Source organism: Actinophytocola sp. (assembly GCF_049647105.1).
Classification (GTDB): domain Bacteria; phylum Actinomycetota; class Actinomycetes; order Mycobacteriales; family Pseudonocardiaceae; genus Actinophytocola.
The window spans coordinates 31,398-43,853 of record NZ_JBARWZ010000223.1 but is presented as its reverse complement, the minus strand read 5'-3'; the positions used below and the strand labels follow the sequence as shown (position 1 = coordinate 43,853).

The 12,456-nt window shown below is 65.9% G+C and carries 16 protein-coding genes and 2 tRNA genes; 5 read left to right on the top strand and 13 right to left on the bottom strand.

Annotated elements, in window-relative coordinates:
* The first annotated feature begins 120 nt into the window (after window positions 1-120).
* The 3 genes from WBA97_RS26645 to WBA97_RS26635 all read left to right on the top strand — a co-directional run bounded on the left by WBA97_RS26645 (window position 121) and on the right by WBA97_RS26635 (window position 3,079).
* Window positions 121-1,266: an ice-binding family protein gene (locus WBA97_RS26645; RefSeq protein WP_424233666.1), complete on the top strand. Its 1,146-nt coding sequence runs from the start codon at window positions 121-123 to the stop codon at window positions 1,264-1,266.
* 189 nt (window positions 1,267-1,455) lie between these two features.
* Entirely contained in the window at window positions 1,456-2,058 is a 603-nt protein-coding gene (locus tag WBA97_RS26640; protein ID WP_424233665.1) for a hypothetical protein, read from the top strand.
* Between the two features lie 121 nt (window positions 2,059-2,179).
* A complete protein-coding gene (locus WBA97_RS26635) occupies window positions 2,180-3,079 on the top strand; it encodes a hypothetical protein (RefSeq protein WP_424233664.1) in 900 nt (299 codons plus the stop codon).
* 222 nt (window positions 3,080-3,301) lie between these two features.
* Here the strand turns inward: WBA97_RS26635 and WBA97_RS26630 are convergent, their stop codons facing one another.
* Entirely contained in the window at window positions 3,302-3,424 is a 123-nt protein-coding gene (locus WBA97_RS26630; protein WP_424233663.1) for a hypothetical protein, read from the bottom strand.
* Window positions 3,425-3,477: 53 nt separating this feature from the next.
* Here WBA97_RS26630 and WBA97_RS26625 point away from each other — a divergent pair, with 53 nt between their 5' ends.
* Complete coding sequence (locus WBA97_RS26625; protein ID WP_424233662.1) at window positions 3,478-3,615, top strand: hypothetical protein; 138 nt, start codon at window positions 3,478-3,480, stop codon at window positions 3,613-3,615.
* A gap of 93 nt (window positions 3,616-3,708) precedes the next feature.
* On the opposite strand, the gene WBA97_RS26620 is transcribed toward WBA97_RS26625, so the two are convergent.
* The 10 genes from WBA97_RS26620 to WBA97_RS26575 all read right to left on the bottom strand — a co-directional run bounded on the left by WBA97_RS26620 (window position 3,709) and on the right by WBA97_RS26575 (window position 11,033).
* Window positions 3,709-4,992 carry a helicase-associated domain-containing protein gene (locus WBA97_RS26620; protein WP_424233661.1) on the bottom strand — a complete coding sequence of 428 codons (1,284 nt, stop codon included), beginning with the start codon at window positions 4,990-4,992 and terminating at the stop codon, window positions 3,709-3,711.
* A gap of 20 nt (window positions 4,993-5,012) precedes the next feature.
* Window positions 5,013-5,327, bottom strand: a complete 315-nt coding sequence (locus WBA97_RS26615; RefSeq protein WP_424233660.1) for a calcium-binding protein — start codon at window positions 5,325-5,327, stop codon at window positions 5,013-5,015.
* A 57-nt stretch (window positions 5,328-5,384) separates the two neighbouring features.
* Window positions 5,385-6,131 (bottom strand): ESX secretion-associated protein EspG, encoded by a 747-nt coding sequence (locus WBA97_RS26610; protein WP_424233659.1) that lies wholly within the window; start codon window positions 6,129-6,131, stop codon window positions 5,385-5,387.
* Between the two features lie 18 nt (window positions 6,132-6,149).
* A complete protein-coding gene (locus tag WBA97_RS26605; protein ID WP_424233658.1) occupies window positions 6,150-7,355 on the bottom strand; it encodes a hypothetical protein in 1,206 nt (401 codons plus the stop codon).
* Window positions 7,352-8,008 (bottom strand): DUF3558 domain-containing protein, encoded by a 657-nt coding sequence (locus tag WBA97_RS26600; protein WP_424233657.1) that lies wholly within the window; start codon window positions 8,006-8,008, stop codon window positions 7,352-7,354. Before WBA97_RS26600 ends, WBA97_RS26605 begins: the two co-directional genes overlap by 4 nt.
* Window positions 8,008-8,409, bottom strand: a complete 402-nt coding sequence (locus WBA97_RS26595; RefSeq protein ID WP_424233656.1) for a hypothetical protein — start codon at window positions 8,407-8,409, stop codon at window positions 8,008-8,010. Before WBA97_RS26595 ends, WBA97_RS26600 begins: the two co-directional genes overlap by 1 nt.
* A 146-nt stretch (window positions 8,410-8,555) precedes the next feature.
* Window positions 8,556-8,825 carry a hypothetical protein gene (locus tag WBA97_RS26590; RefSeq protein WP_424233655.1) on the bottom strand — a complete coding sequence of 90 codons (270 nt, stop codon included), beginning with the start codon at window positions 8,823-8,825 and terminating at the stop codon, window positions 8,556-8,558.
* Between the two features lie 122 nt (window positions 8,826-8,947).
* Window positions 8,948-9,484, bottom strand: a complete 537-nt coding sequence (locus WBA97_RS26585; RefSeq protein WP_424233654.1) for a hypothetical protein — start codon at window positions 9,482-9,484, stop codon at window positions 8,948-8,950.
* Window positions 9,481-9,885, bottom strand: coding sequence for a hypothetical protein (locus tag WBA97_RS26580; RefSeq protein WP_424233653.1), 405 nt, complete (start codon window positions 9,883-9,885; stop codon window positions 9,481-9,483). The genes WBA97_RS26585 and WBA97_RS26580 overlap by 4 nt, the downstream gene beginning before the upstream one ends.
* Window positions 9,882-11,033, bottom strand: coding sequence for a hypothetical protein (locus WBA97_RS26575; RefSeq protein WP_424233652.1), 1,152 nt, complete (start codon window positions 11,031-11,033; stop codon window positions 9,882-9,884). Before WBA97_RS26575 ends, WBA97_RS26580 begins: the two co-directional genes overlap by 4 nt.
* A 107-nt stretch (window positions 11,034-11,140) precedes the next feature.
* Between WBA97_RS26575 and WBA97_RS26570 the strand changes: the two genes are divergently transcribed.
* Window positions 11,141-11,410, top strand: coding sequence for a hypothetical protein (locus WBA97_RS26570; RefSeq protein WP_424233651.1), 270 nt, complete (start codon window positions 11,141-11,143; stop codon window positions 11,408-11,410).
* Between the two features lie 830 nt (window positions 11,411-12,240).
* On the opposite strand, the gene WBA97_RS26565 is transcribed toward WBA97_RS26570, so the two are convergent.
* A tRNA-Arg gene (locus WBA97_RS26565) sits at window positions 12,241-12,313 on the bottom strand.
* A 15-nt stretch (window positions 12,314-12,328) separates the two neighbouring features.
* A tRNA-Ser gene (locus WBA97_RS26560) sits at window positions 12,329-12,415 on the bottom strand.
* Window positions 12,416-12,456: the final 41 nt, after the last annotated feature.

Genomic DNA, 12,456 nt, shown 5'->3' with positions numbered 1-12,456 from the left:
CTGCTCACGCGGCCGCTTGGCCGCCCGCCATGCGAATTGGGCCAAATGGACTAGTCTTCGACGCGTGCCGATCGCCCTGTGTCCCAGCTCTGGCCGTACGTGTTGACGGAGGGAAGCTCGATGGGGCCTGCGGGTATCCGTCGTGTATCGGCGACGCGGCTCGGTCTGGCCGCCGCCATGACCGTGCTCGGTACGACGTTGTTCCTTACCGGTGGGGTATTGCCGCAGGTGGCCAGTGCGGCCACCGCACCGGTCGAACTTGGCACCGCGGGGACCTACTCGGTGCTGGCCGGGTCGACGATCACCAACACGGGTCCGACCGTGCTCGACGGTGACCTCGGACTGAGCCCGGGCACGGGATTGACCGGATTTCCGCCCGGTGTGGTGAACGGGACGACCGAGGTCGCCAACGCGGCAGCCGCGACGGCCAAGACCGACCTGACCACGGCGTACGGTGACGCGGCAGGCCGCGCCACGACGACCACCGTGCCGACCGAGCTGGGCAACACCACCCTGACCGACGGCGTGTACGACTCGGCCGACGGCACGTTCTCGATCACCGGCGTCCTGACCCTCGACGGACTGGGTGACGCCAACTCGGTGTTCATCTTCAAGACGGCGGCCACCCTCACCACCGCGTCCGGCAGTGCGGTGAACCTCGTCAACGGGGCGCGCGCGGACCATGTCTTCTGGCAGGTCGGCGATTTCGCGACGCTCGGCGTGGACTCCAGCCTCGCGGGAAGCGTCCTCGCCCTCACGTCGATCACCGCCGGTTCCGGGGCGGACGTGACCGGACGGCTGCTCGTCATCGACGGTGGGGCCACTCTGGAAGACAACACCATCTCCAGCATCTTCGAACTGTCGATCACCGCGACGGAAACGGCGTTCCTCGGCGTCGGGGATCCTGGCGACACGATCACCGGCCAGCTCGGCCCGGTGACGGTCGATGCCGTCGGGATCACCTACTGGACGGCCACCGTCTCCACGACGAGTTTCACCATCACCGGCGGACCGACGACCATCGCGAACAGCGCCGTCAGCTACTGGGCGGGACCGGCGACCACGCAGGTCGGCACCGACACAGCCACCTCAGGACAGCTCACGGAGGCGGAGGCGGTGGTTCTGGACGGCGAACCAACCGCGTTCACCATGGTGTCCGGTGCCAACGACACGACGGTGAGCTGGAACCCGACGCTCGTCATCTCCGTGCCTTCGTCCGCGGTGGCAGGCACATACACCGGCACGGTGACACATTCCGTCGCGTAACGGCAGGTCGGTGCACCCGGTTTCGCCAGCATACGTCGCCCGAATGGGGTCCAGTTTGAGTGTCAATATTACTCGGCGCGACAATTTAATCAGCATATTCACTCGGCTCGGTACGATACCGAATGCCTCTATCGCTCAAATCTCCCTCGACGATTCCTTGTCATATGCTGATCGGCGCCCCGAAACTCCGTGGGGGCACCGCTTCGTGCAAACCTTGAGAAAACAGAGGCACATTGCATGCGTATCGCAAAATTCTTCGTCGTGGGCGGTTCAGCCGCCGTGCTCATTGCCGGGGCGGCGATCCCAGCCGCCGCCCAACCCACGGACACCACGAACGTGACGTTCGAGGTTCTGGCCGGCACCCTCGACATCGTCACACCCGAAGCCGCCGACCTCGGTGAAGGTGCTCCTGGCGAAGACATCGCGGGTCCGCTCGGACCCGTCACGGTCGACGACACCCGATCGAGCGTCGATGCCTCGTGGGAGGCGACCGTGACCGCCACGGCCTTCCAGACCGGCGGCGGATCCGACCCCGAGACGATCACTCCCGAGGAGATCGACTACTGGTCCGGTCCCGCGACTGGCTCTGTCGGCAACGGGACGTTGACTCCTGGACAGGACGACGCCGCGGCGGCGGCGCCCCTCAGCGCGACGGTGCCCCTCGTTGCGTTCACCCACGTTGGAGGCACGGGTAACAACACGGCCACCTGGGAACCGGGACTCATCGTGCACCTCAGGCCGGAGAACATCGCGGGCGTCTACAACGGCACGGTGACTCACTCCGTTGCTTAGGTTCCGACTTCGGTCGATCGGTCTGGCGGTCGTCGCCCTGTCCTTCGCGGGCACGGGACTGACCGCATACACCGGAACCGCCCAGCTGGATCCCGACACACATGGTGTCGGGATCCAGCTGTTGGACGCGCCGGTGAGTCGCCGCCACGATCCCCGCGCATTGCGCTACATCGTGGACCACGTGCCACCGGGCACGCTCATCCAGCGCCACATTCTGGTGACGAACAAGTCCAGTGACCGGCGGATCATCGAGGTATACCCGGGGGCCGCGGCCGTGCAAGGAGAGCGGTTCCGCTTCGGAGAAGGCAGGGCCGCCAACGATTTGACCTCCTGGATCGGCGTCGAGCGGCCGCGGCTGGACCTGGCCGCCGGGGAGGAGGCGAAGCTGGCCGTGACGATCCAGGTGCCCCCGAAGGCCTCGTCAGGCGAACGATATGCGGTGCTCTGGGCCTCGACGGTGCCCGCGGCGGCCGGCCGGCCGACTGCCAACGTGACGCAGATCCAGCGAGTCGGCATCCGGATCTACCTCGACGTCGGTCCGGGGGGAGAACCCGCGTCCTCGTTCACCATCGGTCAGCTGATGCCAGCCCGTGACGAACAAGGCCATCCGTCGGTCGCCGTGCACGTCGACAACACCGGAGGGCGGGCGCTGGACCTGACCGGTTCGGCCACTCTCTCGGACGGTCCAGCAGGCATGGCGGCCGGTCCGTTCGCGGTGAAGAAGGGCACGACCCTCGGCAAAGGACAGTCCGGCACCGTCACCGTGTGGTTCCCCCGGGAACTGCCGAACGGCCCATGGACGATCCGGGTCGAACTCAACAGCGGGACGACAACGGCCGATGTGACCGCACACATCAGCTTTCCGGATCCCGGAATGGTCGGCGAACCCGGCAGCCTTCTGACCAGCCCGTGGCTCATGGCGGGTTTCGCTTTGCCGTTGGCCGCCGGCCTTGCCTACCTGATCCACCGCCGGACACGCGGATCCCGTCCCGGGAAAAGCGGCCAGGAAGGGGCACGATGAGGCGCAGAGAACCCGATCCGAACAGAGCGGTTCTGGAGCCCGCCGCGTGGAGACGAACCGCGACCGGGATCGTGACCGGGATCGTGTCGATGACCTGCCTACTGCCCATGTCGGCGGTTGCGAACGCCGAGGTCGGCCGCCCGCAGACGGCAGCTCGCAGCGCTGCCGCGCAGCCGACCCCGCCCACCGCCACCGACGACAGTGATGTGAGCTTCCGCGTCGTTACAGGCGGCGTGGGTGAGCCGCCTGTGACGACGACACCGCCACCGTCATCGCAGGCCCCTCCTGGTGCTCCTCCCGGTGCTCCTCCCGGCGCTCCACCCGACGCTCCACCCGACGCTCCACCCGACGCTCCTCCCGGTGCCTCTCCCAACACTCTTGGCAGCACAGGGCTGAACATGCCGGTGGCGGAACTGGTCGGCCTGGCAATGGCTCTGCTCGTGCTCGGCCTTATCGCCGTCGCGATCACCCGCACCAAACGCAAACGACAACGAAGGACAACGGAGACCGCTGAGCCCGGCTTCGACGGCGAGTAGACACGGTCTGAACGACAGGAAGGGCCAACACGAGTCAGTGGCACGGCGCTGCCTGTTGCTACGTCAGCCTCGGCTTCACGGATCCACGCAAGCTCAGGACACGGGCATGACATAGCCCAGCTTGCGCACCGCCACGCGGAACTTCAGCTCCGCGTCGGGCGGGACCACGAGGTGACGGTCGCCGACGAGCCGGCAAAGGGAACGCGTCGCGCGATCGCGAGCGATGAGCGTCGCCAGCGCCGGGTCGGCGCATTCGATCACGCGCGCGTGCCCGAGGTCAGTCAACTGCCCGGCACGACGGGTGACATCGCCGACGAGAACGTCCAGCGCGCTGGGCAACTCGTTCTCGGCACGCTGGGCAAGAAACGCGGTGAACTCGGTCGGGTCACGTCCGCTGTCCACCGCGGCCAGCAGACTCGCCGAGGAGATCGTCCACACCCGATCCGCGGTCTGCTTGGCATATGCCGACAACAGCAGCTCACCACCTGGGTCGAGCGAGCCGGTGACAACGACGTCGAGGTTCGGCAGGACCTTCAGAACCTGGGCCTGGCCGGTGGCGGCCGGTGGCTGGTAAGTGTCCACCAGGCCCAGGGCGAAGCAGCCCAGGGCGTTGAGCCGAACCGCCCGCAGACCGTCGTAGCGGCTCAGCGTGTCCAGGTCGTCGGCACCCCAGTTATCCCGGAAGTCGTCCCGCTCGCCGGCGGGATGCACATACTCCAGATCGACCAGACCCAGCGTGCCCGCATACTCGAACAACACCGCCAGCGTGTAGCGGCCTTCCAGGAGCTCCCACCGGTGGAAGCCGTCATAGCCGAGGCTGCCGTACTGCGGGTCTTCGAGGTACAGCTTCCACAACGCCATGTCATTACGGGCGATCGTGGGACTCAGGCGCTCACGCCGCATGGTGGTGAACAGCCCATCCACACCGATCCACTCGTCGGGCGAGCAACCGGCCAACGCCCTGGCGACGATCTGCCGGCGCGGCTTGGCGGCGCTCAGCACGTTCTTGCTCCGCTGCCCCTTGATCTCCTCGATTCGGCTGAACTCGTCAATCACCGCGTGAGTCAGCCACCGCTGCCACAACGCCCGAATCACCTCGGCAGGTGGCGTGCTCAGTGCGGCACGTCCCTTCGGAGTCAACCGCAACCGCCCACCGTCGATCCTGGCCAACCCGCCCGCCTGCAACACCAGCGGCCACGCGAACGCCGCGATCGGCTCATCCAGGTAGAAATCGCCGTCCACCAGACGTGAACTCACCGTGCGGATGGTCGCAGCCGACGGCCGAGCGGTCTTCTCACTGCACCGCACCTGGCCGGCCGCACACAACTCCAGCACGGCCCGCAGGTTCAGCAGGGCTTGCTGCTCGGTCAGCCGCACCTGATGCCCTCCGATGCCGCTCATGCACCAGACCAGTGACGGTAAGCCTCGATCCACTCGGCCCCTTCAGGCGGTGACGTCGGCAGGGGCAGGTCAAGGTTCGGAATCCGCTGCCGCGAACGACCCCGCGTGCACACCGTCACAATCGTTTCGTCATCGGTCAGATCGACCTTCGCCACGGTGACGTCAACCCCCAGCACGCTGGTCTGGAACGGCACAGCGAGATGATCCTCGAGCATCGTGTAGAAACCCGTCACACACTCGCTGTCGTGATAACAGTCAACCATCGCCTCCGCGACCATGGCATCCAGCGCTTTACGACTCAACGACTTCACCAGGCCGAGACTAGCGAGCCGTCACAACGACGCCGAACGCACGTCGCCACCGTTAGATCAGCTGTACGTGCGTCGTAGCAGTTCAGTGAGCTTGCCTGTGAGCAACTGAGGAGTGCCCGGCACAGCCGTGATCGCACGCTCGCCTCGACCGAACGAGGCGTACACCGCCCAGCGACCGTGCTCCAGGTCAAGCACGGAGATCCACTCTTGGGACCGAGTCCGGTTGCCGGAATCGTCACGGCTGGCGGCGTAGAGACGGGCGACGGCATGGCGCGGTGCCCGCAACAGCGTATTCAGTCGGCGAACCTGTTCCGGCAACGTCGCCGCCGACCGGCGCATGACGCTCCCCACGGACTTCCTCCGGGCCGAGGAGTAATCCGCCTCGCGAAGGGTGATCGACTCACCGTGCCCGGCCCGCGCCTCCGGCAAGCGTCGGAGCAGGGACTCGGCGAGCCTCGTCGAGTCAGCCCGCTCGACCCGCACGCGGTCACCGGTACGAATCAGCGCGGCTGAGATTCGCCCGACGCCCGCGACCAAGACCGCCGATATCTCGTCGCCGCGCTTCATCCATCCGTAGTACTCGGTGCGGGCACTCCGATGCACCAGGGCCAGCGTGTTCCGCAGTTCCCCGAGCTGGTCCTGATCATCCAGGCCGGCCCCGGTCAAGTCCTCGCGTAGCGCCCGCTCGGCGTCCCTGGCGAACCGGGGCGAGACATACAGCTCACCACCGGCCAAGACCGGGTGCGGGTCGCCGAGGTTGTCACGCCGCACCAGGCTGAGCAGCGCCCGCCGCGACACCTCCACCCCGCGTCTGCCACTCACCTATTCGTTGTCCTCGTACAGTGGGTCACCAATCACCTGCGGCGCGGTCAACAGCTCGTTGCCGAACGTGCTCTCCGGATCCGCCTCGATCAATACCTTGCGCTGATGCTCGCTGTCCTCGTCGCCCTTACCACGTCCGGCCGCGCCCCCAGGCACGCCGCTCATCCCCGCGCCGCCTCGCCCGCCGGACGCCCCAGCGAGGCCGCCGCGCTGGGCGGCTTGCTCGGCTGCCAACGCACCCGCACCGGCTCCCGGCCCACCACGCACTCCCGGTCCGCCACCGGCACTTCCACCACGTCCGCCGACCGCACCAGAGCCGGGGCCAGCACCACGCCCGACAGGACCACCCGTGCCGCCACCGGTCCCAGGTGGCGCGGCCCCGACCACCGGCCCGGCACCGACCAACCCGACAGGTGAACTGGTCGTGGGACCAGGTTGCGACATGTGCGGTACGACGCCGGGCCCTGGCGTGGTTGAGGGACTCACCTGCGAGGTCTGCGTGCCACCAGGCACACCGTGACCGTCGACTCGCGACCCGACTCCCGGTGAACCACCAGACGCGCCTCCATCACCCGAGCCGTCTTCTCCCGGCTCCGGGTCACCGCTCAAACCATCCTCACCGGAATCGCTGTAGCCATCGCTGTCGCTGGTCCCGCCGGGACCACGGACCGAAATCTCGCCGCCCGCGCTGGTGATGGTCGAATACTCACGGGCCAGCGGTTCTTCGTGGCCCAGGCTCGTCGTGTCATACCTGCCGAACACGTCGATGTTGTGTTGCGCGTCCGACTGGTAGCTCCGAATCTCCTTGTCGAGGTCGGTCTCCCACGGAATCACGTCGTTGAGAACCGTGCTCTCCGGAGGCTCTTCCGGCACCGGCACCACGCTGTTCGACGCCGAATGGAAGCCCTCAGTCTGCCGATTGAGCAACTCCTTCGAGATGTGCAACCGGACGGCACCCACAAGGGCGGACTCGGCCAACGGACCGGCCGCACCATGCGCCGCATCGCCGGCCTGACCATCCCATCCCGACTTCATGTCGGCGGCCAACGCTCGGATTTCTCTCGCCCGATCCTCTTCGCGCTGCCACTCCTGGCTTGCGGCGTCGCTCGCATCACTCAGCCGACCACTGCCCGGCCCGTTGGTGAGCTGTTCGTAGATCTGATGCGGAGTCAAACCCCAGAACGGAACGTCATCACGACCACTCATGAGTTCGCCTTCATCGTCTGCAACACCAACGCTGTGACCTGAACCGCTGCATCACACGGATCAGTCTTTCCGATCTTGGCATCGGATAGCTTCGCACTCAGGGAAAAAGTGACCTCATCGCTAGTTCCAACCGTAATCGGACATTCGCCACTATCGCGAAGATCACGAATGTCGGCCACTACCGCAGGGAACCCTTCGATGGGTTCAAGTTTGATCCAGAGATCAAACTTTCCTGCCTCGTTTCCCGCGTAAACGGCGGTCAGCCCACGACGCCCCGGATCACCAACTTGAAGGTTAATATTCGCGCCAGATTCGCGGTTCCGCCAGTTGCAGGAGGGACCGAAGGCCCCCTCCCCTTGCTCCCCGGGGGGAACGAGACCGGCCTGACGCACTTGGTCGTCTGTGAGCGCTAGGCACGGCTGTTGCTCGAACTTCGCGACGTCGATCGGGTTCTCGACCTTGGGTGCGCCATTTGCTGGCAGGTCGTCCTCACCTGAGCCGCTGGAGGTTGTGGGCACCTCTTCGCTCGTCGTCGTCGACTCGCCGGTATCCCTCTCCGGTCGGGGTGTGCCCGCCTGACTGTCCGAACAACTCGCGAGTGCCAGGGCAAGGGTCGTGATCCCAAGCAGTATCACCGCACGAGAGTGTCGCATTACAAGATGCCCCCGCCGCTGTCGCCGGTCTTGTTGATGTCCTCAGCGGCGGCTTGGTCAACGCCGAGGTACTCGTTGAGGGCTTGCTGGAACAATTGGGCTTGGGCTCGGCACTCGTTCTGCTGGTGGATCAGGTAGTCGTAGTAGGAGCTGCCACCCTGGTTGGCGGCGTTCGCCACAGACTGGCTGGCGTAGTCCAGCCCCGGACCTTCGACCACTGACATCCGCCGCGCGTTTCGAAGTGAGTCTTCGTAGCTGTCGGCCAGGCTGGTGTAGCGGGTGATGATGCGACGCATGGTGGGCTCGTCGCAGGAGAACCCGCCGTTGGAGATGACGCCCTGCGCGCTTCCGGTGATTCCGCCGAGTGCGGAGGTGATTCGCCCCAGGTTCTGCTCGCCCACGATGCCCCTCGCCGCAGTGTTACTTACCGCTTCGACAATGAACACGGTAACGCACCGAGACACGCGAACAAGCCGAAACGACTCGTCTCGGCTAACGCCCTGCGCAGCAGCAGTTGTGAGCCGGCAGCGTCGTGCCGGCTGTTTGTCTACGTCTGTGCGGCACCACCCCCATCGCTCCGGTCAAGCACGACTTGGCCGCGACAACTCCGCGCCGCTGAGCTGAGCTCGTCGGCCAACTCGGCCCAGTCGACAGGTTCTCTGGCCATCACGCGGCGGTTGTGGTCGAGGATGGCCCGCGCCAGTGCGGCGAGTTCGATGACGAGGTCGACCTGGTCGGGCCTGGCCGCCGTGATCCGCTGGCGGGCTCTGGACTGGGCGGCCGCACGCAGCCATCTTGGCAAACCAAGCCGAGTCACCCACCAGAAGTAGTGCAGGGCGAGAGTGGCCTGGCCCCATGTCCTCTCATCTGCTGTTCGCGCGGTGGGCCCAACGCAGCACACCCGAACTCTCGGGTCGGAGGGTTCCGGTCGGGAGGGCGTTAGAAGGAGAACGGGGCGCAGTCAGGTCCGGCTGCGGCGTCCCGCATCGCGGCGGACACCATCACTCCGGCGAACGGGTCCGCTGCCCTGACCGCAGCGTCCGGCCAGACCTTGCCAAGTACTTGTCCAAGACGCTGTTCGCTCGCGTCCGTAGGCAGCGCATCCAATTCGTCGCGGCCGCGGACCAGCGCGTCCCGAAGGTCGGTCAGCTCGTTACCTAGCTGGGTAACGGCCGTGTCCCCACCGTCGACCGGTGCGGGTGGCATGGCAGCGAGTTCGTCGAGCGCTGCGTCGACCTCGCCAGCGGCGGTGTCAAGTTGGTCTCGCAACTGTTGGCGTAGCGGCTCGATGTCCTTGGCGCTGGTCCACAACCCAGTACGCAGGTCACTGGCGGTTGTGCAAAGGTCCGCCATCCACTCCGCCGCGCCGGGTGATGGCCTGCCCTCGGTCGTGGTGCGTGGCATCGTCGAGTCCGCCGACGTCGTACAGCTCGCCGCGGCGACCAGCACTACCAGCCCAAGTACAAGTCGGCTCATCGCCGCCTCTTTTTGAGGATGGGACGCGGCTCCTCCCATTCCTCCTCGTTGTCCGGCCGTGGCCGAGAGCGGGACCTCGGCGGTGCGGGGGCAGCGGCCTCCCGGCTCGCATCCTCGGCGAACTGCTCGGCACTGCGCTCGTGCTCGGCCAACTCCTCTGCAGACAGCTCGTGGTACCAGGCGGTGAATCTGCCGACCTGCTCGTCGAGCACCGCGGTAGCCCGTGGGTCGGCCATCGCGCCACGCAGGTTCATCCGCCCGGACAGCACTTCGCGAGCCAGGTCACGCAACTCGGGGTGGCGGGTCTGCTCGGCGAGCTGGTCCAGTTGCTTGCGCGCGGCGGCCTTGTGCGCTGGGGAAAGGGCAAGGTCAGCCAGAGGGTCGAACGGACGGGTGCTCACAGCTCCCCCTTCTGTCGAGGCCGGGACGGTTCAGGTGCGATCCCGAGGTGGTCGTACTCCACCGCTGGCATCGGCAGCGGGGTGATCTCACGCAGAGTGATCTCATCTGGGGAGGTGGCCATTCCGACAAACCCGGTGATCAGTGTCTGGATGGTGGCGATCGCGGAACTCGCCTCCCCCCACAGCTTCATGATCTGCGAGCACTGCCAAGCCGCGACACTCCAGGAGATTCCCGCACCAATTCCGGTCCAGGAGAGTGACGCGGCGGCAAGTACGGCGAGTCCGGCCACGAAGGCCGCGTCCATGATGGCCTTGATGATGTCGGCCAGTGTCTTCGAGCACAGCCACACGTTCCGCGCGATTTCCACATACTTCTCGTGTAGTACACGAAAGACGTCAGCGTGGCTGTGCATTGCTTTACCGGCATAGTCGAAATAGTGCACCGCCGCGTCGCCGGCTTTGCCCTGCCAGTCCGCAGCCAGCCAGCGCAGCCCGTTGTCCAGGTTGTCGCCGATGTCATCAGCCGCGCCGGCGAGTTGGTCCCACATGGTCCCGCACCGGGCGAAGCCCTTCCAGTCACCGACGACGAGCTGGTTGACGTACTCCATAGGGTTCACGCCGATGGTGTCGTTGAGCACCTGGTTGATCCACCAGGTCGGGCTGAGGTAGTCACCCAGTGTGTTGAACAAGGCCATCGGATCGCTGAAATCGGGCGGCTCTCCCGGTTCGGTCAGGTGAGCCAGCGGATTGCGGATGTCGTCGCCCGCGACCGCCTCGGTCGGGCCCTGTTCACCTGGTCGCTGCGTGCTGACTGGCCCGGGTGCGCCGACCTGCGGGCGAGGTGAGGCGGGATAGGTGGCGTCCAGATTTGCTGCCTCGGTCTGGTCGACCGAGCGGTAGTGCGCGGCCGTGCGACCGAGTTCGTCAGCGCTGGCGCCCAGGTGGTGGAAGCCCTGCGCCATGCTGGTCAGCATCCGGTCGACGGTCTGTGTATGCGCGTCGAGCAGGTGCTGGATCCACAGCCCTTCGGTGTTCTCCAACTGTGATTCACCGGCGAGGTGGACATTCGCCAGCGACAGGTTGATGCCGTTGCGTTCGACGAGTTTCGCGTAATCGTCAAGCGCCTCCGGTCGGACGACGAAGCCCACGATTCCCCCTGTTCGGTCGTGTCGCGATGTTAGGTTCGCACAGCGGGTGGTGCGCCGCGGGAGGAATCAACTTGGCCGTGCGAATTGTCGCCCTAATGGAGGATGCGGTGAACAGTGACGTGTGGAGGCCACTGCGGCGCCGGGTGTCCGTGTTCACCGCTGCGGGTGGGCCGCTGTTCGCGGCTTACGTGATCACGCACAGTTCCACACTGGAGGGGATCGTGGTCGGGGTGCCACTGATGGCCGCCGGCGGGTTCGCAATAGGCGCATTGGTCGCCGGGACTGGGCGCCCCGCGGTCACGAGGGTGTGGATCGCGCTCGCGCTGGTGGTACTCGCCGTAGTGGCCTCGATCGTGTTCGCAGCGATCGGAGCGTGATCACTACCGGCTGACGCGACCTCAAGTTGTGGCTCCGTCGGACAGCGTTCGGATGATGGACGCCGTGATGACCCGGTAGCGAGGCACACCGCCGCCATGTTCCTTCTCGTACTGGGCGTCTCGGACCGCACCGCGATGGACGTCATGGGCTGGTCGAAGGCCGACATGGCGAAGCGCTACATGAACGTCCCGGACGAACTCTGGCGACCGCATCGCGGACCAGGTGGGCGGCCTGCTCTGGCCGTGGCCATACGACGGAGATGGTGCGCGCTGGTATCCGCAATCAGAGAAGTGCCAACTCAGGCAGGAACCAGACCAAACAACAGTCTGATGTCGCCTATCGCAAGCTCAACTACTGCACTATTTTCACATCAGCCAGGAAGGCAGCAGCGACGTTATCGGGGAGGTTGTGATGAGCGTCTGGACGATCGTGGCCATCGCGTCCTTTGCCGTGGCAATCGCGGTCTTCGCCATTGTGTTGGTGTCCGCACCAGATCGTCCCAGCACCGCCACTGAGAACGTGGGGCAGGCGCGAGATGGCACGGTCGGCAGCAACGCTTGGGCTCAGCAGGTCATGAGCAAGACGCGGTGCCGATCCTGTAGGAAGACCGGATACGACATGGAGAATCTCGTACTCGGCCCGCCACGGAGTTGGTACCGGGGGCGGTGCCAGAGTTGTGGAGAGGCCCGCGACTTCGAGTTCCCGGCGCCGGAGTGAACACGACGACAGTGAGCATCACCTCAAGCCCTGGACTGCACGACTGAGACGGAAGCTGAGACGGAAGCTGAGACGACAGAGGAGGTGTCCACCGGACACCCCCTCTGACCTGCGCGCCCGAAGGGATTCGAACCCCTAACCTTCTGATCCGTAGTCAGATGCTCTATCCGTTGAGCTACGGGCGCTTGTTCAGTTGTGGGCGGAGGCTCCGGGATTTGAACCCGGGAGGGGTTGCCCCCAACCGCATTAGCAGTGCGGCGCCATAGACCAGACTAGGCGAAGCCTCCCGGAGACCGCTCGGCAGTACCTTACACACGCCTGCCTCGCG

Coding starts and splice junctions, on each gene's coding strand:
- WBA97_RS26625 (WP_424233662.1), top strand. CDS start 3,478: ATGCCGGTGGCGGAACTGGTCGGCCTGGCAATGGCTCTGCTCGTGCTC.
- WBA97_RS26600 (WP_424233657.1), bottom strand. CDS start 8,008: ATGCGACACTCTCGTGCGGTGATACTGCTTGGGATCACGACCCTTGCC.
- WBA97_RS26585 (WP_424233654.1), bottom strand. CDS start 9,484: ATGAGCCGACTTGTACTTGGGCTGGTAGTGCTGGTCGCCGCGGCGAGC.
- WBA97_RS26645 (WP_424233666.1), top strand. CDS start 121: ATGGGGCCTGCGGGTATCCGTCGTGTATCGGCGACGCGGCTCGGTCTG.
- WBA97_RS26605 (WP_424233658.1), bottom strand. CDS start 7,355: ATGAGTGGTCGTGATGACGTTCCGTTCTGGGGTTTGACTCCGCATCAG.